The sequence below is a fragment of the Acinetobacter sp. 129952 genome, from assembly GCF_056642055.1.
Genome location: NZ_JBWVSU010000002.1, coordinates 52,479 through 77,321 on the forward strand (window position 1 = coordinate 52,479; position 24,843 = coordinate 77,321).

At 43.3% G+C, this 24,843-nt stretch carries 27 protein-coding genes and 1 tRNA gene; 8 read left to right on the forward strand and 20 right to left on the reverse strand.

Annotation, left to right across the window (positions count from 1 at the left end; genetic code table 11):
- Positions 1 to 24 precede the first annotated feature (24 nt).
- Positions 25 to 900: a translation elongation factor Ts gene (tsf, locus tag AC1IR0_RS02650; protein ID WP_479741161.1), complete on the reverse strand. Its 876-nt coding sequence runs from the start codon at positions 898 to 900 to the stop codon at positions 25 to 27.
- Between the two features lie 142 nt (positions 901 to 1,042).
- Positions 1,043 to 1,789, reverse strand: coding sequence for a 30S ribosomal protein S2 (gene rpsB, locus AC1IR0_RS02655; protein ID WP_004279050.1), 747 nt, complete (start codon positions 1,787 to 1,789; stop codon positions 1,043 to 1,045).
- Positions 1,790 to 1,995: 206 nt separating this feature from the next.
- Between rpsB and map the strand changes: the two genes are divergently transcribed.
- Positions 1,996 to 2,823, forward strand: a complete 828-nt coding sequence (gene map, locus AC1IR0_RS02660) for a type I methionyl aminopeptidase (RefSeq protein ID WP_004645609.1) — start codon at positions 1,996 to 1,998, stop codon at positions 2,821 to 2,823.
- Positions 2,824 to 3,077: 254 nt separating this feature from the next.
- The gene (locus AC1IR0_RS02665) at positions 3,078 to 4,313 is read left to right on the forward strand and encodes a pyridoxal phosphate-dependent aminotransferase (RefSeq protein WP_005103791.1); all 1,236 of its coding nucleotides are present in this window, start codon (positions 3,078 to 3,080) and stop codon (positions 4,311 to 4,313) included.
- A gap of 63 nt (positions 4,314 to 4,376) precedes the next feature.
- On the opposite strand, the gene AC1IR0_RS02670 is transcribed toward AC1IR0_RS02665, so the two are convergent.
- Together AC1IR0_RS02670 and AC1IR0_RS02675 are read right to left on the reverse strand one after the other, a co-directional pair.
- Positions 4,377 to 4,928 carry an MATE family efflux transporter gene (locus tag AC1IR0_RS02670; RefSeq protein WP_247143431.1) on the reverse strand — a complete coding sequence of 184 codons (552 nt, stop codon included), beginning with the start codon at positions 4,926 to 4,928 and terminating at the stop codon, positions 4,377 to 4,379.
- Positions 4,929 to 4,931: 3 nt separating this feature from the next.
- Entirely contained in the window at positions 4,932 to 5,795 is an 864-nt protein-coding gene (locus AC1IR0_RS02675) for an MATE family efflux transporter (RefSeq protein WP_479741162.1), read from the reverse strand.
- Between the two features lie 264 nt (positions 5,796 to 6,059).
- Between AC1IR0_RS02675 and AC1IR0_RS02680 the strand changes: the two genes are divergently transcribed.
- Complete coding sequence (locus AC1IR0_RS02680) at positions 6,060 to 6,497, forward strand: PaaI family thioesterase (protein ID WP_005247499.1); 438 nt, start codon at positions 6,060 to 6,062, stop codon at positions 6,495 to 6,497.
- A gap of 36 nt (positions 6,498 to 6,533) precedes the next feature.
- Here AC1IR0_RS02680 and AC1IR0_RS02685 read toward each other — a convergent pair whose 3' ends face one another.
- The gene (locus tag AC1IR0_RS02685; protein WP_114540896.1) at positions 6,534 to 6,989 is read right to left on the reverse strand and encodes a hypothetical protein; all 456 of its coding nucleotides are present in this window, start codon (positions 6,987 to 6,989) and stop codon (positions 6,534 to 6,536) included.
- Positions 6,990 to 7,225: 236 nt separating this feature from the next.
- Between AC1IR0_RS02685 and AC1IR0_RS02690 the strand changes: the two genes are divergently transcribed.
- Positions 7,226 to 7,301 (forward strand) — tRNA-Asn (locus AC1IR0_RS02690).
- Positions 7,302 to 7,496: 195 nt separating this feature from the next.
- Here AC1IR0_RS02690 and AC1IR0_RS02695 read toward each other — a convergent pair.
- From AC1IR0_RS02695 to AC1IR0_RS02745, 11 genes are all read right to left on the reverse strand, one after another.
- The gene (locus AC1IR0_RS02695; RefSeq protein WP_005247503.1) at positions 7,497 to 8,150 is read right to left on the reverse strand and encodes a MiaE family protein; all 654 of its coding nucleotides are present in this window, start codon (positions 8,148 to 8,150) and stop codon (positions 7,497 to 7,499) included.
- A gap of 13 nt (positions 8,151 to 8,163) precedes the next feature.
- Entirely contained in the window at positions 8,164 to 8,889 is a 726-nt protein-coding gene (gene pdxJ / locus AC1IR0_RS02700; RefSeq protein WP_004645617.1) for a pyridoxine 5'-phosphate synthase, read from the reverse strand.
- A 13-nt stretch (positions 8,890 to 8,902) separates the two neighbouring features.
- The gene (gene recO, locus AC1IR0_RS02705) at positions 8,903 to 9,613 is read right to left on the reverse strand and encodes a DNA repair protein RecO (protein ID WP_005263466.1); all 711 of its coding nucleotides are present in this window, start codon (positions 9,611 to 9,613) and stop codon (positions 8,903 to 8,905) included.
- A gap of 11 nt (positions 9,614 to 9,624) precedes the next feature.
- The gene (locus tag AC1IR0_RS02710; RefSeq protein ID WP_005263469.1) at positions 9,625 to 9,822 is read right to left on the reverse strand and encodes an NF038104 family lipoprotein; all 198 of its coding nucleotides are present in this window, start codon (positions 9,820 to 9,822) and stop codon (positions 9,625 to 9,627) included.
- Between the two features lie 38 nt (positions 9,823 to 9,860).
- Complete coding sequence (gene era, locus AC1IR0_RS02715; RefSeq protein ID WP_409666626.1) at positions 9,861 to 10,889, reverse strand: GTPase Era; 1,029 nt, start codon at positions 10,887 to 10,889, stop codon at positions 9,861 to 9,863.
- The gene (rnc, locus tag AC1IR0_RS02720; RefSeq protein ID WP_004279062.1) at positions 10,889 to 11,587 is read right to left on the reverse strand and encodes a ribonuclease III; all 699 of its coding nucleotides are present in this window, start codon (positions 11,585 to 11,587) and stop codon (positions 10,889 to 10,891) included. Before rnc ends, era begins: the two co-directional genes overlap by 1 nt.
- Complete coding sequence (locus tag AC1IR0_RS02725) at positions 11,559 to 11,930, reverse strand: DUF4845 domain-containing protein (protein ID WP_004279063.1); 372 nt, start codon at positions 11,928 to 11,930, stop codon at positions 11,559 to 11,561. Before AC1IR0_RS02725 ends, rnc begins: the two co-directional genes overlap by 29 nt.
- A 23-nt stretch (positions 11,931 to 11,953) precedes the next feature.
- The gene (gene lepB, locus AC1IR0_RS02730) at positions 11,954 to 12,781 is read right to left on the reverse strand and encodes a signal peptidase I (RefSeq protein ID WP_409666624.1); all 828 of its coding nucleotides are present in this window, start codon (positions 12,779 to 12,781) and stop codon (positions 11,954 to 11,956) included.
- 20 nt (positions 12,782 to 12,801) lie between these two features.
- Positions 12,802 to 14,619, reverse strand: a complete 1,818-nt coding sequence (lepA, locus tag AC1IR0_RS02735; protein ID WP_004731667.1) for a translation elongation factor 4 — start codon at positions 14,617 to 14,619, stop codon at positions 12,802 to 12,804.
- Between the two features lie 250 nt (positions 14,620 to 14,869).
- Positions 14,870 to 15,322, reverse strand: a complete 453-nt coding sequence (locus AC1IR0_RS02740) for an acyl-CoA thioesterase (protein ID WP_004645622.1) — start codon at positions 15,320 to 15,322, stop codon at positions 14,870 to 14,872.
- 120 nt (positions 15,323 to 15,442) lie between these two features.
- Positions 15,443 to 16,828, reverse strand: coding sequence for a Do family serine endopeptidase (locus tag AC1IR0_RS02745; protein ID WP_005247518.1), 1,386 nt, complete (start codon positions 16,826 to 16,828; stop codon positions 15,443 to 15,445).
- Positions 16,829 to 17,058: 230 nt separating this feature from the next.
- Here AC1IR0_RS02745 and nadB point away from each other — a divergent pair, with 230 nt between their 5' ends.
- On the forward strand, positions 17,059 to 18,693 hold the full coding sequence (gene nadB / locus AC1IR0_RS02750; protein WP_409666397.1) for an L-aspartate oxidase: 1,635 nt from the start codon (positions 17,059 to 17,061) through the stop codon (positions 18,691 to 18,693).
- A 108-nt stretch (positions 18,694 to 18,801) separates the two neighbouring features.
- Here nadB and AC1IR0_RS02755 read toward each other — a convergent pair whose 3' ends face one another.
- The 4 genes from AC1IR0_RS02755 to pabC form a co-directional block, all read right to left on the reverse strand.
- On the reverse strand, positions 18,802 to 19,218 hold the full coding sequence (locus AC1IR0_RS02755) for a PaaI family thioesterase (protein WP_164542957.1): 417 nt from the start codon (positions 19,216 to 19,218) through the stop codon (positions 18,802 to 18,804).
- 96 nt (positions 19,219 to 19,314) lie between these two features.
- Complete coding sequence (gene tmk, locus AC1IR0_RS02760; RefSeq protein WP_409666396.1) at positions 19,315 to 19,914, reverse strand: dTMP kinase; 600 nt, start codon at positions 19,912 to 19,914, stop codon at positions 19,315 to 19,317.
- A 2-nt stretch (positions 19,915 to 19,916) separates the two neighbouring features.
- Positions 19,917 to 20,975: an endolytic transglycosylase MltG gene (gene mltG, locus AC1IR0_RS02765; protein ID WP_005247523.1), complete on the reverse strand. Its 1,059-nt coding sequence runs from the start codon at positions 20,973 to 20,975 to the stop codon at positions 19,917 to 19,919.
- A gap of 1 nt (position 20,976) precedes the next feature.
- Complete coding sequence (gene pabC / locus AC1IR0_RS02770; RefSeq protein ID WP_409666395.1) at positions 20,977 to 21,789, reverse strand: aminodeoxychorismate lyase; 813 nt, start codon at positions 21,787 to 21,789, stop codon at positions 20,977 to 20,979.
- Positions 21,790 to 21,949: 160 nt separating this feature from the next.
- Here pabC and AC1IR0_RS02775 point away from each other — a divergent pair, with 160 nt between their 5' ends.
- The 3 genes from AC1IR0_RS02775 (at position 21,950) to AC1IR0_RS02785 (ending at position 24,786) form a co-directional block, all read left to right on the forward strand.
- Complete coding sequence (locus AC1IR0_RS02775; RefSeq protein ID WP_164542959.1) at positions 21,950 to 22,957, forward strand: sulfate ABC transporter substrate-binding protein; 1,008 nt, start codon at positions 21,950 to 21,952, stop codon at positions 22,955 to 22,957.
- 177 nt (positions 22,958 to 23,134) lie between these two features.
- Positions 23,135 to 24,148 (forward strand): sulfate ABC transporter substrate-binding protein, encoded by a 1,014-nt coding sequence (locus AC1IR0_RS02780; protein WP_253147584.1) that lies wholly within the window; start codon positions 23,135 to 23,137, stop codon positions 24,146 to 24,148.
- 32 nt (positions 24,149 to 24,180) lie between these two features.
- Entirely contained in the window at positions 24,181 to 24,786 is a 606-nt protein-coding gene (locus AC1IR0_RS02785; protein WP_409666394.1) for an alpha/beta hydrolase, read from the forward strand.
- The last annotated feature ends 57 nt before the right edge of the window (positions 24,787 to 24,843 follow it).

Genomic DNA, 24,843 nt, shown 5'->3' on the forward strand with positions numbered 1-24,843 from the left:
GGGCTTTTTCTAATTCCTAAGGAATTATTTTGCAGCAGCTTGAGCAGCAGCAACTTCTTCAGCGAAGCTCATTTCTGCTTTTTTCTCAATGCCTTCACCAACTTCGAAACGAACGAAGTTTTCAACTGTAGTACCAGTTGCTTTAAGAACGTCTGCAACTTTCTTATCGTTGTCGATTACGTACATTTGACGCTCAAGCACAACTTCATTCAAGTATTTCTCAACAGAACCTACAACCATCTTCTCAACGATATTTGCTGGCTTGCCAGATTCAAGTGCTTTCGCTTCAGCAATTTCTTTCTCTTTCGCGATAAGCTCAGCAGAAACGCCTTCAGCATTTACAGCAACTGGGTTGAACGCAGCAACGTGCATTGCCAAGCCTTTACCTGTAGCTTCATCACCAGTGTAAGAAACAACAACACCGATTTTAAGACCGTGTTTGTAAACTGCAAGGTTTTCGCCTTCAACAATTTTCGCACGACGTACTTGGATGTTTTCACCGATCTTTTGAACAAGAGCGATACGCGCTTCTTCAACAGTTGCACCATCTTCTAGTTTCAATTCAGCGATTTGAGCAGGATCAGTTACGTTTGCAGCAAGTGCAGCAGCAGCAACTTTCGCAGAGAAACCAGCAAAGTTTTCGTCTTTTGCAACGAAGTCAGTTTGACAGTTAACTTCTAGAAGAAGTGCTTTGTTGCCGTCTTGAGCAATTGTGATTGCGCCGTCAGCAGCAATGTTACCTGCTTTTTTAGCAGCTTTAGCTTGACCAGATTTACGTAGGTTGTCGATCGCTAGTTCAACGTCGCCGCCCGCTTCTGTCAAAGCTTTTTTACATTCCATCATTGCAAGACCAGTACGATCGCGCAATTCTTTAACCATGCTTGCTGTAACTGCAGTCATGTTTATCTCCTAAATTCGGTAGAAAATGAATTCTTTTTAGAACAGAAACGGCCCAGAGGAGTTCTCATGGGCCGCCTGCATACATAACGCTTACTTTGCCACCATCACATGTCGCAAAAATGACAAGCTAGCGTCAAACGCATTAAGCCTCAGAAGCTGGAGCTTCTTCTGCTTTAGCTTGTGCATTTGCTTGTGATTGAGCATATTCTTTACCAGCAAGAATCGCATCAGCCATAGCAGAAGCATAAAGTGTTACTGCACGGATCGCATCATCGTTACCCGGGATAACGTAGTCTACGTTGTCTGGGTTAGAGTTTGTATCAACGATACCGATTACAGGAATACCAAGGTTCTTCGCTTCTTTGATTGCAATCGCTTCGTGATCAACGTCGATTACGAATAATGCGTCAGGTAAACCACCCATGTTTTTAACGCCGCCTAAGCCACGCTCAAGTTTTTCCATCTCACGAGTACGCTCTAGAGCTTCACGTTTAGTCAGCTTAGCGAAAGTACCGTCTTGAGATTGAGTTTGAAGGTCTTTTAAACGGTTGATAGATTGGCGAAGTGTTTTCCAGTTCGTCAACATACCACCTAACCAGCGGTGATCTACATATGGTTGACCAGCGCGTTGAGCTTGTTCACGGATGATCGCAGAAGCTGCACGTTTAGTACCAACGAACAAAACTTTGTTCTTTTTGCTAGCCAAGTTGTTAGCAAAGTTCAAAGCATCATTTAACGCAGGAACAGTGTGCTCAAGGTTGATGATGTGAATTTTGTTACGCGCACCAAAGATGTAATCACGCATCTTTGGATTCCAGAAACGAGTTTGGTGACCAAAGTGCGCGCCAGCTTGAAGAAGGTCGCGCATGCTTACGTTGTAATCTGCCATTTTCTTTACCTTAAAGTTTGGGTTAGGCCTCCATATACCCGCATTCTCCACCCTAAAGGGCACCCAGAGTAATGTGTCGATATATGTGCGGATTTTTTGCCTCATCGCACAAAGCCCGTGAAATTTATTCACGAAAAAGCATTTGATAAAATGGGCGGCTATTTATACCATAGTCACACACAAATTTCCAAAAGTTTTTAGAGATCATGAACAACACTTACCAAGCTCCACGTCGACTCATCAAAACCTCTGACGAAATTGAAAAAATGCGTGTGGCAGGGCGACTGGCGGCAGAAGTTTTGGATATGATCAAACCGCATATTGTTCCGGGTGTCACCACTCTGGAACTTGATACGATTTGTCATGACTATATTGTCAATCAACAACAGGCGATTCCTGCATGCTTAGGCTATGGCGCTGCACCGGGTCGACCTGCCTTCCAACATACCATTTGTACTTCTGTGAACCATGTGGTGTGTCACGGCATTCCATCAGACAGTAAAAAATTGAAAAAAGGCGACATCCTGAACATTGATGTGACCGTGATTAAAGATGGCTATCATGGTGACACCAACATGATGTACATCGTGGGTGGTGAAACCACGATCCTTGCCAACCGTCTATGTAAGGTAGCGCAAGAAGCCATGTACCGGGGTATTGAAACTGTAAAACCAGGTTCAACCATTGGCGATATTGGTCATGCCATTCAGCAGTATGTTGAATCCGAGCGTTTTGGCGTGGTACGTGAATATTGTGGTCACGGTATTGGTACAACTTTCCATGACGAACCGCAAGTGCTGCATTATGGTCAACCAGATACTGGCATGGTGCTTGAAGAAGGTATGACCTTTACCATTGAACCAATGGTCAATGGCGGTGACTGGAAAACCAAATTACTCGGTGATAAATGGACAGTGGTCACCAAAGATCACTCATTGTCAGCACAATATGAACATACAATTCTAGTGACTAAAACCGGCGCGGAAATTTTAACCGCACGCCCGGACGAAGATTTGTCACGCTTTAGTGCGTAACCACAATATCAACAACACAAAATGGTCACTTTAAAGTGGCCATTTTTATTTTATATTTCATGCATTCATATGCATGACCGAGATGTAACAAGTCTCTTCTCTCCTGCTCCGAGCATATCGAAATTCAAGATAAAGTTCGGCCAATACACCATTTTTTTCTTAAAGTTTTCCAAATTCTTTTGCCCTATCTGCACCATTTTAGGCTAAGATAATGTGCTTTTTATTTTTTAATCCCTATAAGAAGGAATACTGCCGTGGACGTACGTCTCTCTGATCGTGTGAATGCCATCAAACCGTCCCCTACACTTGCTGTGACCAACAAAGCTGCTGAATTAAAAGCTGCAGGTCATAACGTGATTGGTTTGGGCGCAGGTGAACCAGATTTTGATACCCCTCAACACATCAAAGATGCAGCAATTGCAGCGATTAACAACGGTTTCACCAAATACACCGCTGTTGACGGTACGCCAGGTCTTAAAAAAGCCATTATTGCTAAATTCAAACGCGACAATAACCTAGACTATGCAGCAAACCAGATTCTGGTTTCTTGTGGTGGTAAGCAATCATTCTTTAACTTAGCTTTAGCTTTGTTAAACAAAGGTGATGAAGTCATCATCCCTGCACCATTCTGGGTAAGCTACCCGGATATGGTGATCATCGCTGAAGGTGTTCCTGTTATTGTGAAATGTGGTGAAGAACAACGTTTCAAAATCACCCCTGAACAATTAGAAGCTGCAATCACTGACAAAACACGTCTAGTAGTATTGAACAGCCCGTCTAACCCTACAGGTATGATCTACACTAAAGCTGAGCTTGAAGCGCTGGCTGACGTACTGCGTAAATACCCAGAAGTATTTATCGCATCTGATGATATGTACGAACCAATCCGTTGGGATGACGAGTTCTACAACATCGCAACAGTTGCACCAGACCTTTATGACCGTACTATCGTATTAAACGGTGTATCTAAAGCCTATGCAATGACTGGCTGGCGTATCGGCTACGCAGCGGGCCCTGCTAAACTTATTGGTGCAATGAAAAAGATCCAATCTCAGTCAACTTCAAACCCAACTTCAATTTCGCAAGTTGCTGCTGAAGCTGCCTTGAATGGTCCTCAAGATGTACTTGAGCCAATGATTGAAGCATTCAAACGTCGCCATGACCTAGTTGTGAAAGGCTTGAATGACATTCACGGTATTTCTTGCTTGCCTGCTGATGGTGCATTCTATGCATATGCCAACATCAAACCGTTGATTCGCGCCAAAGGTCTTAAGTCTTGCACAGAATTCTCTGCATGGTTACTGGAAGAAACTGGTGTTGCAGTGGTTCCTGGTGATGCATTCGGTCTTGGCGGTTTCATGCGTATCTCTTACGCAACGGCTGACGAAGTACTTGTTGATGCACTTGCACGTATCAAAAAAGCTGCTGATTCTATCGAAGGCGTTGATGCTGCGATTGCTTCAATCGAAGCTGAAAAAGCTGCAAAATAATCTAGCTTGCTAGATAAAAAAACCCGCGAATTTCGCGGGTTTTTTTATGTTCTTCAACATGTATTAAACAGTGAGCCGTATTCGCTTATAGCTCAAGTATTTCATGAGTAAACAAACAAAACATAGACTTGCTGCAATCGTGTACGCAATACTCAACATCCACCAAAAACCATGAATCCCCAATGCATTGCTTTGCCAATTGAACAGTGTCATTGGATGATACGCCACATACCAACTACCCCCTAAGCCCACGACCAACACCGTACTGATAAAAATAAACATTGGTCTGACAATTTCACGCCAGCAACGTAGCATTGCCAAACTAATCACCAGTAGCGCATCAAAGATATGCATCCAACACATTAACAAGATCAATGCCAAGGCTAATGCAATCACCTGCGCATCATTGCTAAATAACCCCACAATCCAACTATCTAAGCCCCAAATAGTCAACACGACAACGATAGCTATTAGCATCACAGCCATCAGTGCCCGCTTACTGAGTTGCCATGCAGCGTCAATCTGCTCCGCACCGATTTTAGTCGACACCAAAATACCGAAGGCGGATGCCATCGACATCGGCAACATAAACATCAGGCCCAATAAACCAAGCATCACCTAATGTGCATTCACTACAATGTCACCCAAAGGCAAGATCAGCAAAGCAATCGCGCTGATGGCAAATACATCCACAAAAGTCACCACCGCATTGGGCAATCCAATTTTTAAAATTTTCAACAAAGTCTGCCAGTGAAAGAAAACACCAGACCACTGGATCTTTAACTTCTGCTCAAGGAAGAAAAAATAGTAAACAAACAACAGTACCCACTGCACAATTAAATGTGTCATGAATGCACCTTCAACCCCATAGCTTGTAACATAACCCTCAATGCCATAAATCAAGACATAAGCCAAAGCCACTTTGAGCAGTAAATAGATCATATTGGCGTAAAACACACGCTTAGCCTGCCCACAGGCTTGGGTTAAAATATATAAAATGCGCAACAATAAATGCGCTGGAATCGTCCAAGCCAACAGCCACAGACATGACACAATCAATGCCTGTAAGGCCGCATCTGCCTTTAAAAAATGAAGTAAAGGAGTTGCATGATTAAGCAGGTACATCGCAACAGCAGAAATCACCAGTACAATCAAAATACTTTGCTTCACAATACGCTGTATATCCGCATAATCCTGACGTCCATTGGCTTCTGCCAGCTCTTGCATCATGCCCTGTAACACCCCAATACCCGTCACAAAGCACAAAGAATAAACAGACAAACAGACAAACAGACAAACAGACAAACAGACAAACAGACAAACAGACAAACAGACAAACAGACAAACAGACAAACAGACTGCCAATGCAGCCACATGCTGAGGTGAAAAATGTGATAGAAAAATCACGTCGAACAAACTACTGAGCATAATAATGGCATTACTGAGAAAAATAGGCACCCAAAGATGCAGAAACTTTTTCATTACCCTATCACTCGATTTTTAATTCTTTTATAAGATTCGTTTTTTGGCAGATTATTTAGATCTGAGATATTTCATTAGAAATGTATACCAGTATCCTGCCATAACTCATTCTATTTCTTATTTTTTATAAAAATGACTTTACTCAGGTACAGGCAATGTACTTCTTACAAAATAATCCGCCATTCCTATACCAGATTGCTATTATCGATGTCACAATTTTGAATTAAATCTCAACAACTCAAGAATAATGACAGGAAAATTACAATGAACCCAAAAGAAATGAGCGGTTTAGCATTACTGGAAGCGATGCGTGATGAAAAAATCCCGGCCCCAAGTATTAGCGAAACCATGTCGATGCAACCAGCAGTGATTAAAAGCGGACATGTAGAATTTAAGGTAAAAGCTGATCATCGACATTTAAATCCGCTTGGCGGCGTCCATGGTGGTTTTGCTGCAACCGTTCTGGATACCGTGACAGGCTGCGCGATTCATACTTTACTTGAAGCAGGTGTCGGTTATGGCACCATTGATCTGAATGTAAAGATGTGCCGCCCCATACCTCAGAATCAGCCACTGAAAGCCGTAGGAAAATCAATTAATCTCAGTAGAAATTTAGGTATTTCTGAAGGTCAGATTCTGGATGAAGAAGGTCGTCTGTATGCTCATGCCACTGCGACCTGTATGATTATTCGGACTGAATGAATATTGGTAGCCTGTACAATTCATCAGACACTTCATTTAAATAATATTACTTTTCGCCTGCCCTGCTTTAACAAATGACAAGCGTGGTCGAGTTAAGCCTTGAAACTCAAAATAATGCTTGGAAACATTGGCTAATTCCACATCTTGTGTTTGTGTTGTTGAGGCTTGCCACGCTTTAGACTGATTAGTACCTGTCAAAAGATTGCCAGAAATGGCATAGATATAAAGGTCTTTGCCTTGCTCTTTCAGATAGTCTGCATTCAGGAAAACTTCAAAGTTAAATTGACGTTCAGTTTCTACCAACCATTTTTCTGCAAACCATAATTGCAGCAAATCACCTAAATAAAGTGATTTTTGCGCCAAGGGCCATAGCGTGATATGAGCGTCTTTAACCGGGATATAATACTGTGCAGGATCAGCAATAATTTGCAGATAGTTTTCTTGATAATAAGCCAGTTGAGAGAAAATTTGAGGGATGCTGAGCGTATTCATTCGCTGTCTCCGGTTTAGCCATTTTTGTGCTGGCAAGTAGGTTTAAATCCACACTGTTTGACCATTTGGTCAAACGACTTTATGGTTTTAATCTAGCAAGTGAAATTTATTCTGACAAGTATTTTTCGTGAAATTTATGCAATTGCCTAAATTAAAAACAGACAGGCTGTATTTATAATAAATATGATAATTTTTGCTTGACCCCTGTCAAAATCTCTCTATAATCGCTTTCAGATTCTCCAATAGCTCAGTCGGTAGAGCGACGGACTGTTAATCCGCAGGTCCCTGGTTCGAGCCCAGGTTGGAGAGCCAAATTCAAGAAAGCCCACTCATCATGAAGTGGGCTTTTTTATTACTTAAAATTTGACGGCTTGTTATTTTCAACTATTTAAAATGAATAATTATTTTCAATCCCTCATAAAACTCGATATATAAATACCCCTCTTTTAAAATTTCGAGATATAAAAAATCCCCCATAGATGGAGGATTTTTAAGCTGTCACCGAGATTAAGCCGCTTGAGCCGGAACACCGCTATGAAAACGGAAAGTTTCATCAGGCGTGAGAATTAGCTGTTTTTCAACTTCACGAATATGCAGGATTCGCTCCTGAATATCCTCTTTCGGATTTTTCAGTTTCGCTGTGGTAGCCACATCCATCGCCAAAGCCAGATAGTCTTCAAAATGGCGAGATTCGGACTTGAGCAGGTAGCGGTAGTAACGTGCCAATTCATCATCAACACGCGAAGCAAGCGCGTAAAAACGCTCACAGGAACGCGCTTCTACAAAGGCACCAATCACCAAGACATCAATCAAGGCTTCAGGTTCAAAAGTCCGGATTTCCTTACGCAAACCACCGGCATAACGCCCTGCACTCAAGTTTTGCCAAGCCTGACCGCGCTTGTTCATCAATTCAAGCACTTGCTCATAATGCAGCATTTCTTCACGCACCAGCTGTGCAAGCTTCACCTGTAGATCAACAAAATAGCTATAGCGAAACATCAGGTTCATGGCCGTGCTGGCTGCTTTTTTTTCACAGTTGGCATGATCTTGCATCAAGATTTCAAGATTTTCGACCGCCATATCCAGCCATGCTTGCGGTGTTTCACAACCGAGGAAAGCAATCACCGGCTGCATCAGTTCATCATAATTAATATTCGACATAATTACTCTAATCTTAACGCGCTGACTTAATCACGGCTTTCATTTGCTGAACCGCTTGTGCCAGACCAACAAATACCGCATCCGCAATTAAAGAATGACCGATATTGAGCTCATGAATCTGTGGAATCGCAGCAATCGGCGTCACGTTATCCAAATTTAAGCCATGGCCCGCATTTACCACCAAACCTTTAGATGCAGCATATTCAGCACCTTTCACAATGCGTTCCAGTTCCGCTTGTTGCGCTTCTGGAGTTTCTGCATCGGCATAGGCGCCTGTGTGAATCTCAATCGTCGGTGCACCACAAGCAACTGCTGCATCAATTTGTGCAAAATCGGCATCAATAAATAAAGATACATCACAACCAATGGCTTCCAGCTCTTGAGTCGCGGCTTTTACAGCATCAAAATTACCCACGACATCCAGACCACCTTCAGTGGTCACTTCCTGACGTTTTTCAGGAACAAAACAAACATGCTGTGGCTTGATTTCCTTGGCAAAGGCGATCATTTCATCTGTTACCGCCAACTCAAGGTTCATACGGGTTTTTAACGCAGGACGCATACGACGCACATCGTCATCCTGAATGTGACGACGGTCTTCACGCAAGTGCAAGGTAATGCCTTCTGCCCCTGCCTGTTCGCAGATCAATGCAGCATTGACTGGGTCTGGGTACGTCGTACCACGTGCTTGTCTTAATGTTGCGACATGGTCAATATTGACACCAAGTAATGCAGCCATAATCTTTTCCTAACTACGATTGAGATTGAGAGTTTTGAATCCAGAGTTGTCGACTCTTTAATGGTCGATCACCGAGCAAAGCCGTGATCACCTGTCGATATAGTTTCGTCAGTAATTGTAACTGTTCCGGATTAAAATCCCCACCATTTTCATGCGTCAACATACTTAAAATCTGTTGACCAGACATAGTGGAGCGCAAGGCCTTAGCCGATGGCATAAAGCCAGCATTGAGCTGAAAATAATAATGTTGCTCAGGATTAATCTGCACCTGATTGGCATCTACTGAAAAATCCAGACCATAACCGAGTTCTTCTAGCAGAACATGCTCAAACTGACGCAAGATCTGTTTTAAATATAAATTTGGATTGGATTGTGCGGATAATTGCTGTAATGCAGTCAAGGTCTCAGCATATTTGGCAAAAGTTTGCGGCATTTCGACTTCTAAAGGACATAGCCGTAACAGGATTTCATTCAAATAAAAACCCGAGAAAAAGGCATCGCCAAAAAAGAAAATCGGCTGATTGACAATTTCCAGTTTAGTAAAATTTTTGAGTTCGGATTTACCTGAAGCCTGCAAGCGAATGGGCTGATACTGTGGTGGTGGCATTTGCCTGAGAATACCATCTACCCTGCCATATTCTTGGGTAAATAAATGCACAATATGACTGCGTTCACGGTACTTACGATGATGAATCAAATAGCCATGCAGTACTTCATTACGCATAAGCGGGTACTTTAATCCTTATCTTTTTTTGATTTTTTATCATCTTCTTCGTCATCCCCATCCGGGATCACTGCACCCACAACAGCCGCAGTACCTTTGACTGCGACTTTTGTGGTTTTATAAGCCACCTTGACAGGAACCGTGACCACTTTATGAATACAGCCTTGCAGGAATAAAACACATACAACTACTGCTAACACTTTTATCATCACGGCATTCCTTAAAGGGTCTTACAAATTTTTATCGCTTAGATATCACTATAACCTAAGCTTTTTAATGCACGCTCATCATCAGACCAGCCACCTTTGACTTTCACCCAAAGGGTTAGCATGATTTTTTGCTCGAACATTTTTTCCATGTCGAGACGCGCATCCATACCGATTTTCTTCAGTTTGACACCTTTCTCGCCAATCACAATGGCTTTTTGGCTCGGACGATCGACAAAAATCGTGGCATCAATATAGGTACAGGCAGCTTTCATACGACCAGTTTTTTCATTCAAGACCGGCTCTTCAGTTTTGAATGATTCGATCTGAACGGTCAAATCGTATGGAAGCTCTTCCCCCAGCTGACGCATGATCTTTTCACGGATAATTTCAGACGCCAGGAAACGCTCTGAACGATCGGTCAGTTGATCCAGTGAGTATAGTGGTGGCTGGAACGGAAGATACTTGGCAATCGTGTCACGTAAATGTTCAAGATTGGCACCACGAAGCGCAGATACCGGTACGATTTCCGCAAAGTTCATCAGCTTTTCGCGTTCATGAATCAGCGGCAAAGCTTCGTTCTTGTTTTCAAAAGTATCGAGCTTGTTGATCACCAGAATCACTGGCATTTCAGCATTTTTCAGCTTTTCCAGAACCAGGTCATCATTTGGCGTCCACTTTTGTGCATCCACTACGAATAAAACCAGGTTCACATCGCGTAAAGCCGAATGTGCCGCACGGTTCATCATTTTATTGATGGCACGGACTTCTTTTTTATGCATCCCCGGTGTATCGACAAATACCGCCTGAGATTTTTCACGTGAATCAATCCCCACGATTTTATGACGTGTAGTTTGTGGTTTACGTGAGGTAATCGAAAGTTTTTGACCCAGAATATGGTTCATTAAGGTAGATTTACCCACATTCGGGCGACCTACAATGGCAACAAAACCACTACGATAATCCGATGGGATCTCGGTGCCTTGTGCACTAAAAAATTGACTAATAAGGTCGTGACTGTCGCTTTGCGACTCGTGATCAGCATCAATGTGATCGGAATGAGTAGTCATTAAGACTTATGCTCCAAAAGTTTCAAAATATCCGCCGCAACGGCTTGTTCAGCAAAACGCCGGCTCGCGCCTTCGCCTTGCATGGTCGGCAATCCCGCAATCTGGCATTCCACTTTAAAATGCTGATTAGGTGCATCACCTTGAATATCTACAACCTCGTAAACTGGGAGAGGTTTCTTACGTGCTTGTAAATACTCTTGTAAGCGAGATTTAGGATCTTTAAGCTGATCTGTCGGCTCAATATGATCTAAATATGGCTCGTACCATTTTAACACAATCGGTTCTAGCACAGTGAGATCACCGCAGTCGACATAGATTGCGCCAATAATGGCTTCTACTGTATCTGCCAGTATAGACTCACGATGATGACCACCAGATTTCAATTCACCGGTACTGAGAATTAAATTCTGGCTCAGTTTTAAATCATTGGCGATTTTTCCTAATGCTTCCTGACGAACCAGGGTTGCACGCATACGCGTCAACCGGCCTTCATTTTCGCTTGGATAGGCATTAAAAAGATAATTCGCAATGATCATCCCTAAAAGAGAATCGCCCAGAAATTCCAGGCGCTCGTAGTTGTGTTTATGACTGACTGAACGATGAGTCAATGCCAGTTTCAGCAAATCAGCCTGTTTAAACTGATAGCCGATCCGTTTGGCAAGACGTTCATCATTTAGCTTTGACTGTGCTTTGATCAAACTCTTTCTCAAACTTCATCACTAAATCGATATTCATTATGAAATTTTTACGAATTTCATAATTCTTGTGCACCTGTAAACCATCGGTATTGGTAACTTTGGCAATTTCGTCAAACTTTAGATCACGAATATTATTCATTTCTAAACGCTGACTCATCTGTTGACGGAATTTTTCTGGCGTTATATTGGCTGGAGCACTTTTTAACAGCGCCTCAATCTCACCATCTACCATACGATCATCGAAGTATGGTCCCCACACCGCAATCGCCACTTTTGCAAGAAATGCAAAGCCCACGATTGCAATTAAAACCCCAATATAAGAAGCACCTTGTTGATGTCTCATTTTTATTTTCCTGATTGAAACAATTAATCGATTGTTCCGTTTCGACCAAACGATGGCAATTTAAAGCCAGGTTCTTTATGCATCCAGATATAGAAGGCACGACCTGTTAAGTTTTCTTCCGGAACAAGCCCCCAGAAACGACTGTCAGCACTCTGATCGCGATTATCCCCCATCGCAAAGTAATGACCTTCTGGTACTTTCACTTCCCAATATAAACCATTTTCACCTGAATATTTACCATTTTCCAAGTAGTTAATAAAAGGTGCCTGACGAGCGACATTCACGCCTTCCAGCTCACGCATGGTAAAGGTATGCTCACCCAGGGTTTCTTTATGGTAAATGGCATTTGGAGTATCTAAACGGTCTTTTTCGCGGCTAAATTTTACTGGAACTTTCGCTACTTTTTCACCATTAATGCTCAACTGGCCATGATCATAAACAATATGATCGCCTGGCAAGCCGACAATACGCTTGATATAACTGATGGTCGGTTGCGGTGGATAACGGAATACCGCCACATCACCACGTTCCGGACTGCCGGTATCAATAATTTTGGTATTGACCATAGGCAGTTTGATGCCATAGTCAAATTTATTCACCAGAATAAAATCACCAGTTTCCAGCGTCGGCACCATCGAATCGGATGGAATATTAAAAGGTTCATATAAAAACGAACGCAGTACCAGCACAATGGTCAGTACCGGCCAAAAGTCATAAGCCCAGGTGATAATAAAATTCTCATGGCCCTTACCTCGGGTTTGTCTTTGTTTCAAGACAAACTTGTCTAGCAACCACACTGCGACAAAAAACAGGGTCGCAGGCACAAGAATCAAATTAAAATCAAAATCCATGGGCTTATATCCTTATTATTTTAGCGTTCGACTTTTAATACGGCTAAGAACGCTTCTTGCGGGATTTCTACGCTACCCACCTGTTTCATGCGTTTCTTACCTTCTTTCTGTTTAGACAGAAGTTTTTTCTTACGTGACACGTCACCACCATAACACTTCGCCAATACGTTTTTACGCATCGCTTTCACAGTCGAACGTGCAATGATTTGCGCACCAATTGCCGCCTGAATCGCGACATCAAACATTTGACGTGGAATCAGGTCTTTCATTTTTTCAACCAGTGCAATACCACGATGGCGTGCATCGTTACGGTGACAGATCATCGCCAAGGCATCGACTTTTTCACCATTGATCAAGACATCTACTTTGACTAAAGAGGAGCTTTCAAAACGGACAAAGTTATAGTCGAGTGATGCAAAACCACGTGAACAAGACTTCAATTTATCAAAGAAATCCATCACCACTTCGGCCATTGGAATTTCGAAAGTAATAGAAACCTGATTCGCCATAAACTTCATGTCTTTTTGCACACCACGGCGCTCAACACACAATGTCATGACGTTACCCAGGTATTCTTGCGGCACAAGAATATGACATTCAGCAATCGGTTCACGCAGATCTTCAACGGTTGAACCATCCGGCATTTTGGATGGACTGTCGATATAAATCGTCTGACCATTCTTCATCACCGCTTCATAAATTACAGTTGGCGCAGAAGAAATCAGGTCAAGATCGTATTCGCGTTCCAGACGTTCTTGTACGATCTCCATGTGCAGCATGCCCAAGAAGCCACAGCGGAAACCAAACCCGAGTGCATCTGAACTTTCAGGTTCAAAGAACAAGGCCGAGTCATTAATTTGTAGCTTATGCAATGCTTCACGGAAAGGTTCAAAATCGCTGGCATCAATTGGGAATAAACCGGCATAAACCTGCGGTTTCACCTTTTTAAAGCCCGGTAATGTTGCCACTTCAGGTGTCGCTGCCAGAGTAATCGTATCACCGACTGGCGCACCGAAAATATCTTTGATACCGGCAATGACAAAACCAACTTCACCCGCTTCCAGCATACCGGTTTCAGTATGTTTCGGGTTAAAGATACCTACAGAAGTAATAATATGCGTTTGACCAGTTGATTTGATCAACATCTTGTCGCCTTTACGCACTCGACCCTGCTTGACCCGAACCAGAGAAACTACACCCAGGTAGTTATCAAACCATGAATCCACAATCAGCGCTTGTAATGGCGCTTCGCGATCACCCTCAGGTGCAGGAATTACATTGACCAGTGTTTCAAGCACACCTTCAATACCTAAACCTGTTTTTGCAGAACAGGTCGGCGCTTCTGTGGCTTCAATCCCGATAATGTCTTCAATTTCCTGAATGACACGTTCAGGTTCAGCTTGCGGCAAGTCGATCTTGTTCAGTACCGGAAGTACTTCCAGACCTTGTTCAATTGCGGTATAGCAGTTAGCAACAGACTGTGCTTCTACGCCCTGCGCAGCATCTACAACCAGCAAGGCACCTTCACAGGCAGCAAGGGAGCGTGAGACTTCATACGAGAAGTCGACGTGTCCCGGTGTATCAATAAAGTTCAACTGATACTCTTGACCGTTGGGATGCGTATAGTACAAGGTTACCGAAGTGGCTTTAATGGTAATCCCACGTTCGCGCTCAAGCTCCATTGAGTCAAGGACTTGAGCCTGCATTTCACGATCTTGCAAGCCGCCACAAGTTTGAATAAAGCGATCCGCTAGGGTCGATTTACCGTGGTCAATGTGCGCAATAATCGAGAAGTTACGAATGTTTTTAATATCAACAGATTTTTTAGCTTGCGCCATGGGTTACCTTGAGAAAAAACACGCTATGTAATTTAAAAATATTACATAACAAAAGCCGAATAGAAATTGCGAAGGATTATAGCAGAATGGTGATCTAGAAAAAGAATTATATTTTTTCCTTTATTCCCTAGGTCGCGTACACCTCAGTCAGATGAAATCTGGATCACCATGATTAGAAAATAGCTCCCCAGCTCCACTTCTTCCTCAATATTATCCAGATGTACTGATCAAACTGGAAAATGTTGCCTCATTAATCCAGATGTAAAGTTGAAAAGTCAAAAGGATTTACATGCTCTGAAAGTGGCTGATAAGCCTGAGTAAAAGTTGGTGACATACGTTTTGGACGCCCCGTGGCCATTTCGATACAAGCCCATTGCGTACTGCCGTTAAACAACAGGGTCTGATCCTGTGGTCGATAAAATGCGTATTGTCTAAAGGAATACAGGGCATTGATATCATTCAGCCAAGTGCGCAGAATAATCTCGTCTCCTTCAAAAGCTGCCTTGCGATATTGCACCTGATGTTCAACTGCGACCATGGCATGTTTCAGCTCTACATATTGCTTGAGTCCCAAGCCCAGTTTTTCAATATGAGCTGATGCGACATCCTGCATCCATTGCACATAGACCACATTGTTCACATGACCCAAACCATCAATATGTTTGGCTTGTACCTTTAAAGAAAGATCAAAAATACCACTCACTTTGCTGTTATCCTTTCCATGATTTTAAGGCTATAGAGTCTACCGAATTTATCGCTGGGGTAAATTGCAAAAAATAAAAAACCGCTTATACAAGCGGTCTTTCACAAAAATCTAGCAATTTTATGAGATACGCATCCCGACCACCGCAAGCTGCCCCTGACGAATCAAAGTCACGCGCGCGATGCTACCCTTTTTCAGTTCAGACACCTCCTGCACAAACTGATTTGAATTCAGTACTGTCTGGTTATTAATTTGAGTGATCACATCATTCGGCATGATTCGTGCCTGTGCTGCAATACCACCCGGACGTACATCCTGAATCACCACACCGCCTTTGATTTCCAGACTCGCCAACTCTGCTGGACTTAAGTCACGAATTGAAACCCCGATCACTGGTCCTTTGTTTGGTTGAGCCTGTGTGCCTGCTTTTGCCGGAGTATCATCTGGTGCCGCACTTAAAGTCGCTGCAATACTACGACGTTTATCATCACGCAAGATTTCAAGTTGTACCTGCTGCTGAGGTGCAGTACGGTTCAGATAGTTCAACAGTTCACTGGTACGTGAAATTGGGGTACCGTTGTATTTCAAGATGACATCACTGGCACGCAGACCTGCACGTGCAGCCGGAGAGTTTGGTGCAACCTGAGTTACCAGAGAACCTTCTGGTTTAGGTAAGTTATAAGATTCGGCCAGGTTACGGTCGATATCCTGTAAACTTACGCCCAGATAAGAGCGGGTCACTTTACCATTCTTCTTCAGTTGATCTGCAACTTCCATTGCCACATCAATCGGAATCGAAAAGGATAAGCCCATATACCCACCGGTTCCACTAAAGATCCGTGAGTTGACACCGACTACTTCACCACGCTGGTTAAACAGAGGGCCACCTGAGTTACCCGGGTTCAATGCTACATCTGTCTGGATGAAAGGTACTGCAGTTTCACCCATCATATTACGCATTTTGGCACTGACAATTCCGGCAGAAGCTGAATAATCAAAACCAAATGGCGAACCAATTGCGAGTACAGGCTCACCAACACGTAAGCGTCCTACATCCCCTGTCCGTAATTCTGGAAAATTCGAGCCATTAACTTTAAGCAAAGCTACGTCAGTTCGTGCATCACTCCCAACAACAGTGGCATCAATTTCCCGACGGTCATTCAGGGTAATGGTGACTTTGGAAGCATCTTCAACCACATGATGATTGGTCAGCAGATAGCCATCCTTGCTGATAAAGAATGCACTGCCATAACCGGTTTTTTCCTGTGGCATACGCTGCTGCGGAATAATCACCTGATTGCCAAAAAAGCGGCGCAGAATTTCCGGCACTTGTTGTTGTAAGAGCTCTTCTTCGCTCATTTTTTTAACGACATTGACACTGACCACTGCAGGACTGACCTGCTCGACCAGATTTGAAAAATCAACCGGCGTGACCGCCTGCAACTGTGCAGCACTCATGGTGAGAGTCGCTGCAAATAATCCTTTTTTTAAGTCTAGAATTTTCATATAAATTATTCACTCAAATTGTTGATAAATTTATGTAAATAGGTTTTATCACAAACACTGTAAAGTTTAAGTAATAATATGTTTCAATACTTTATTCTGCGCAATATCTCATTATTAAAGCATTAAGTTAAAGCTTTTATTAATTTTTTTCATCAATAAATGAGCACTTCAACGCTTGCCTTTTGTACAAAAAAGCGCTGTTATTACCAAACTTTTTTTAAAATTAGCTGATGGACATGTCTAATTTATCCCTTACCCATCAATTTGACGTCATTATTGTGGGCAGTGGCGGTGCCGGTTTAAGTTTAGCCTTATCGCTCCCAGATCATTTTAATATTGCAGTCTTGGCGAAATCTACCCTGACAGATGCCAGCACTTTTTATGCTCAAGGTGGCGTGGCCGCAGTACTGGATGAAATGGATTCGATTGAACAACATATTGATGACACTATGATTGCAGGTGCGCAACTGTGTGAAATGGATGCGGTTAAACAGACGGTAGAAGGTGGCAAACCCTCGGTTGATTTCCTGCTGAAACATGGCGTTCAATTTACCCTCGATGAACAGGAACAATTACATCTCACCCGTGAAGGTGGCCATTCACAGCGCCGAATTATTCATGCGGCCGATGCCACGGGTCGTGCCATTTCCACCACCTTGGTACAACGCGCCCAAGAAAAACAGAATATTAAAATCTTTGAAAATTATATTGCGATTGACCTGATTTGTTCACAAAAGCTCGGTTTAGACGGCGATAATCGTGCGCTGGGTTTATATGTGCTGGATGAAAACACTGAGAAAGTGCATACCTTTTTAGCGCCATTTACCGCCCTTGCCTGTGGCGGTGCTATGAAAGCTTATCTTTACACCTCAAATCCAGATATTGCTACGGGTGATGGTATTGCCATGGCTTATCGTGCCGGCTGCCGGGTCGCAAATATGGAATTTAACCAGTTTCATCCGACCTGTCTTTATCATCCGCAAGCACGTTCTTTCCTGATTACTGAAGCAATGCGCGGCGAAGGCGCTTATCTGCGCCTGCCTGATGGTGAACGCTTTATGCTACGTTTTGACGAGCGCGCCGAACTCGCACCGCGTGATATCGTGGCCCGTGCCATCGACTATGAAATCAAGCGACTCGGTATTCGTCATGTCTGGCTGGACATTACCCATAAAGATGAAAGCTTTGTCAAAGAACATTTCCCTACCCTGTATGCTCGTTTGCTCGAACTGGGTATTGATATTACTAAGGACATGATTCCAGTTGTTCCGGCAGCCCATTACACCTGCGGTGGCGTCGTGGTCGATGAAAACAGTCAGACTGATATTGCTGGACTCTATGCAATTGGGGAAACCTCTTATACTGGCCTGCATGGTGCTAACCGTATGGCCAGTAACTCACTTTTAGAATGTTTTGTCTATGGAATGAGTGCAGCCAAGCACATTCAGGAAAATTTCAAGGCCGATCAGCCAGCTCCTACAGTTCCAGCTTGGGATGATTCTCAGGTGACCAACCCGGATGAGGATGTGGTGATTCTGCAAAACTGGGATGAACTGCGTCAAACCATGTGGAACTATGTCGGAATCGTACGCACGACGAAGCGTCTGGAACGTGCATTACATCGTATTGAAATGCTGAAAAAAGAAATTACCGAGTATTATCAGGATTACCAGGTCAGCAAAAATCTGATTGAGTTACGTAATCTGGTGCTGGTGTCCGAGATGATTGTACGCTGTGCCATGCACCGCAAAGAATCTCGCGGTCTGCATTTCACCCTGGATTATCCAGAGCTGCTACCAGAACTACGCAAAACAGTCCTCGTCCCACCAAATTTTGAAGTGGAAACACCTTTGGTGAATTGTTAAAAGTCGATGGAGATAACATCCTTGGATGATATCTCCTTTTCTTTTTAGATTTTTATTTGCTCAAAGTCAGCTTAGGCTATTTATAGCCAGTCTTCTAATTTCAAATATTTAACGTTGTGGTGGAATTGAATATGTTCCGGTCACATGCGCCACAGGTTCTTCGTGATCTATCGAATAAATCCAGACTTCTCCCACGATCAGTGCCTTGCCGACCTTGATCAGCTTACATTCTCCCCGTATATCCGTTCCACCAGAAGGTTTACGTAAAAAATTGATATTCAAGTTAGTGGTCACGGCCAAACCGACCAATCCAATTTCACCCAGAATGGCGACATAAAGAGCAAAATCCGCCAAGGTCATCATGGTTGGACCAGAAACGGTACCGCCTGGACGCAACTCCTCTGATCTCACCTGATAAAGTAGAGTGGCTCCACGCGGAGAAATGGCTTCAATCCGGCACTTCTCCAGGCTTTGTGGAAATTCTTGTTGTAAAAATTGTTCTATCTCTGTTTTGGTCGTTTTCATCTTATTAAAAAAATCTTCTATATCAGTCTTAATATAGAAGATTCTTCACAGATAAACCTAGAGAAAAATTAAATAAAAAGTATTTTAATTCCAAGCTTATTTTAAATAACTTAAGGCCTCCTCAAATACCTGCTCAGGCGTTTGAGTTGCATCCAGACGTTTGATCCGTTCAGGATGACGTTGCCATAAAGTTTCATATCCCGCTCTCACTTTCTCAAAGAAAGTGACTTTTTCCTGTTCAAAGCGATCCAGCGCACCACGTTCACGTGCTCGGTTCATCCCCAGTTCAATAGGTGCTTCTAACCAGAACGTGATGTCCGGCATGCGTGCGACAAAGTGGTCATTCAGTAACTGCAACTTGGTTTCGCTCAGACCCCGACCTGCACATTGATAGGCAAAGCTGGCATCGCTAAAACGGTCACATAAGACAATTTTCCCAGCTTCTAATGCGGGCAGAATCACTTGTGCCAGATGCTGGGCACGCGCCGCATACATCAATAACAGCTCGGTATCATGCGCCATGGCTTCTTCATGGTTCACAGCCAGCAACAGCGAGCGAATCTGCTCAGCCATCGGGGTTCCACCGGGTTCACGAGTCAAAATAACATCTTTGCCCTGGGCGATAAAATCTTCATAGATCGAACGAATGAGCGTGGTTTTACCTACACCTTCTGTGCCTTCAAAGCTAATAAACATACTCATTCCTTATTTTTCGAGCGTAAAATCGTCAGATATTCCTGTACGGCTTTATTGTGGTCATTCAGATTGCTCGTGAACTTATGTCCACCATTACCGGTAGCGACAAAATACAGGTTGTCAGAATTATCCGGATGCATGGCTGCTTCAATGGCTTTCTTGCTTGGCAACGCAATTGGCGTTGGCGGCAAACCTGAAATAGTATAGGTGTTATACGGCGTCGGTGTGCGTAAATCTTTACGGGTAATATTGCCATTATAATTATCGCCCATTCCGTAAATCACTGTTGGATCGGTCTGTAAACGCATGCCAATTTTTAAACGGCGTACAAATACCCCAGAAACCTGTTCCAATTCACGATCTACACTGGTCTCTTTTTCAATAATCGATGCCATAATCAGCGCGTCATATTTATTCTGATATGGCAGATCAGTTGCACGTTTCGCCCACGCCTCATCCAGTGCTTTCATCTGTCGCTGATAAAGATTGGTCAGAATTTTACGGTCAGTTTCACCTTTGGCAAAGAAATAAGTATCCGGTGCAAACAGCCCTTCAGGATGTGAAAACGGAATATTCAGTTCTTTGAGTAATTGCTCAGTAGGCAGATGCAGCACTTCTTTGGTGACCAGATCATTTTTCTTCAGGGCATCAATCAGTTGCTTAAAAGTCGTTCCTTCAATCACCAGAATCCGGCTCATCTGGGCATTGTCTGCATCGGAAATCATCTCCAAGACCTGACGGATGCTCATGCCCTGGCGCACTTCATACACGCCCGCTTTCATGCTGTCATGAATCATGATGCGCTGATACAGCTTGAGAATGATCGGAAAACTCACCTGATTTTCTTTGGCCAGACGATCAATAAAACCGGAATAGGTTTGACCAGATTCAATCGCGAGCAGCTGTTTTTTTCCTTCGACAGGATACTCCTTCCACAAACTGCTTTTCAGGATCAACGCCAAGATCAAAGCAATCCCCATCAGGACCAAGGCAATTCCTTTGAAAGATGAGGAGAATCTCGCTTTATTTTTCTTTTTGGCTTTAGGTTTGGAAGCTGACATATTAAGACATCTGGTTCAATCGAAGACGGTTAAAAATTTCAATACAAGCATCGCCATCCAAGGTTCGCTGCTCAAATTGCGTGACAATTTTCATCGGGCTGAGTGCATTGCAGAAAAACAGGCTTTGAATATGGTTGATTTCATCCATATCAATACAGCGTTGCTGACAGCTAATTCCCTGATCTTGCATACGTTGTAGAATTTCTGCACGCATGACACCGAAGACGCCATTATAACGAAGTTCCGGCGTAATCCATGTATTGTTTATACGAATGAAACAATTACTGCTTACCCCTTCGACAACACCGCCCTGTACATCTGTCACCAGGGCCTCAGGCCAGCCGCTTTGATCTGCTTCCTGTTTCAGCAAAACCTGCTCTAGACGGTTTAAGGTTTTTAGCCCTACCAGACTCGGCATCGTCAGTCCTAATGCCTGCTGTAAAATGCCACTTTGAATCTGCTCAAACTTAAAATCCTGTACGGTTTGAGGATAATAAAATAGCCAGAGATCTGCAGGATGATCCGGCAAGCTATAACCGCGCTGACCAATTCCACGACTCAGCACGATTTTCAATGTGCCATTCAGTTCATGTTCTGATGCACGTAAAATCTGTAAGCTTTCTGCAATCAGATCAAGATTGGCATTCAGGCTTAATTTCTGATTGCTAATGTGCAAACGTACCAGATGACGATCATATAATTCAATCCGGTTATGCCGAATCCGGGCCGTGGTAAAACAGCCATCACCATAATGAAAGCCACGATCCAGCACATCTATCTGGCTGACCTGTTGGGCATTTTTTAAATACAGCATATTTTGCAGCCTCTAAAATGAAAAATTGAGCAGTCAGATTCAGGCTTCACCTATATATCTTTTTTACTCACATCCAATTCTTTTTTAATTATTTTTTATGCAAAAAATCTCAAGCTATTCTTGCCTCATCTAACAAAAGCTAAAAAACTTGAGGCAAAAAATGAACACGCGTAAATTAAAAATTGGGGTACTGGCAGCGCTACTTTCAGCAAGCGCCTTAAGCGTTTCAGCAAAAGATTTCCTGAACGTGTCTTATGACCCGACTCGCGAATTGTACGACAACTTTAATAAAGAATTCAGTGCTTACTGGAAAAAAACCACTGGCCAGGAAGTCAATTATAAACAGTCGCATGGCGGTTCAGGCAAACAGGCACGTGCGGTGATTGATGGTCTGGATGCAGATGTCGTGACACTGGCACTGGCGGCAGATATTGATGAAATTGCAGAGCGCGGTTTGCTGCCGAAAGACTGGCAGAAGAAATTCCCGCAAAACTCGACGCCTTATACTTCGACGATTGTGTTTTTGGTACGTAAAGGCAATCCAAAAGGAATCAAGGATTGGGGCGATCTGGTTAAACCGGGCGTAGACATTATTACTCCAAACCCGAAAACCTCAGGTGGGGCGCGCTGGAATTATTTAGCTGCCTGGGCGTGGGCCAAACATCAAAAAGGTGGCAATGATGCCAAAGCACAAGACTTTGTCCGTCAAATCTACAAACAAACCAAAGTACTGGATTCTGGTGCGCGTGGTGCCACCACCACTTTTGCTGAGCGCGGCATTGGGGATGTATTACTCGCTTGGGAAAATGAAGCGCATTTAGCTGTCCGCGAACAGCCGGGAAAATTTGAAATCATTACCCCTTCTCTGTCTATTCTGGCTGAACCACCGGTGGCGATTGTAGAAAAGAATGCCAAGAAAGATGGTAATGAACATCTGGCCAAAGCCTATCTGAATTATCTGTATTCACCTGCTGGGCAAACTGTGGCTGCGAAAAACTTTTACCGTCCACGTAATGCGAATGTCTTGAAGCAGTACAGCAGTGTATTTAAATCCTTAAAACTGGTGACCATTGATAAGGAGTTTGGCGGCTGGAGCAAGGTGCAGAAACAGCATTTTGACAATGGCGGTGTGTTTGATCAGATTGTCAAAGCCAATCATGCGAAATAATGCGTTAAATGCAATTAATCATGGCCTTTATTCATAAGGCCATTCTTATTTCAAGCACTTAAGCGTTTATTTATCTCTTTTTTTCATATTAAATTCATTTTTAATTATTTTTTACGCATAAAGAATACGTTTATTCTGCCTCCTATGTTACAAAACGTATAAGAGATTGAGGATCATATGAGCATTTCAAACACATTAAAACTTGGGGTTTTAGCTGCTGTTATCTCGGCAACTTCCTTTGCTGCTGCAGCACGTGATTTTCTCAATGTATCCTACGATCCCACCCGTGAACTGTATGAAGATGTCAATAAAAACTTTGGCAAATACTGGGAAAGCCGGACTGGTCAAAAAATCAATTTCAAACAATCACATGGCGGTTCAGGCAAGCAGGCTCGTGCCGTGATTGATGGTCTGGATGCTGATGTAGTCACGTTGGCACTGGCGGCGGATATTGATGTACTGGCAGAAAAAGCCAAACTGTTACCTGCAGACTGGCAGAAGAAATTGCCGCAAAACTCAACCCCATATACTTCAACTATCGTATTCCTGGTGCGTAAAGGCAATCCTAAAGGGATTAAGGACTGGAGTGATCTGGTCAAACCGGGCGTAGCAATCATTACCCCAAACCCGAAAACTTCAGGCGGTGCACGCTGGAATTATCTGGCGGCTTGGGCTTGGGCCAAACATCAGGCGGGCGGTAATGATAAGACTGCGCAAGAATTTGTCCGTAAAATTTATAAAAATACCAAAGTTCTGGATTCTGGGGCACGTGGTTCAACCACGACTTTTGCTGAACGTGGCATCGGGGATGTTTTACTGGCTTGGGAAAATGAGGCGCATTTAGCCCTTCGTGAACAGCCGGGCAAATTTGAAATTATTACTCCTTCTCTATCTATTCTGGCTGAGCCACCGGTGGCGATTGTAGAAAAAAATGCCAAGAAAAAAGGCAACCAGTACTTGGCTCAAGGTTATTTGAACTTCCTGTATTCGCCATTGGGTCAAGACTTGGCAGGCAAACATTATTATCGTCCACGTAATGCCAAAGTACTGGCCAAATACAGCCAAGTATTTAAGCCATTAAAACTGGTGACGATTGATCAGGAATTTGGCGGCTGGAACAAAGTACAAAAAGCCCACTTTGAAAATGGTGGTGTATTTGACCAGATCGTTAAAGCCAACAGCGCGAAATAATTTTCCAAGCTGATTGATATAGGAGCATCGACATGATTCATACGCTTATCGTTCCTGGTGTAGGTGGCAGTGAATACAACCACTGGCAAACCTGCTTACAGCACCGGCTGATGCGATGCTCCCGTGTGCAGCAAAAGGACTGGAATCATCCGGTACTGGATATCTGGGTAGCAGAATTTTTCAAAACTCTGCAAGCCATTCCAGCAGAGGTTCAGATTGTCGCACACAGCTTTGGCTGTCTGACCAGTATTGCGGCCCTTGCCCGACATCCCGAACTCAATGCAAAAGTAAAAAATCTGCTATTGGTGGCACCAGCTAATCCGGCACGATTTGGGGAAAATGGTTTTTCGCGCGACAGTCAGACTGACTACAGCACCTATTTTCAACAGCTCAAGCTTCAGGTGCCCACCACGTTATTGATCAGTGAAAATGATCCCTGGTTAAGTTTTGAAGATGCCCACATACTGGCCCAAACCTGGAAAATCAAACCAATTAATCTGGGTGCAGTCGGTCATGTCAATGTCGCTTCTGGTTTTGGCCCTTTTCCTGAAATTGAACACTATTTGATTTCAGAAAACACTATGCCCCATATCAGCAAAGTTGATGAGAGCAAGTGTTATTTTAAATTTGCATTTTAGTCGCTGCAAATTATGCTTGTGCCCAAATTGTTTTTTTATTTTAGCTGATTGACTTCA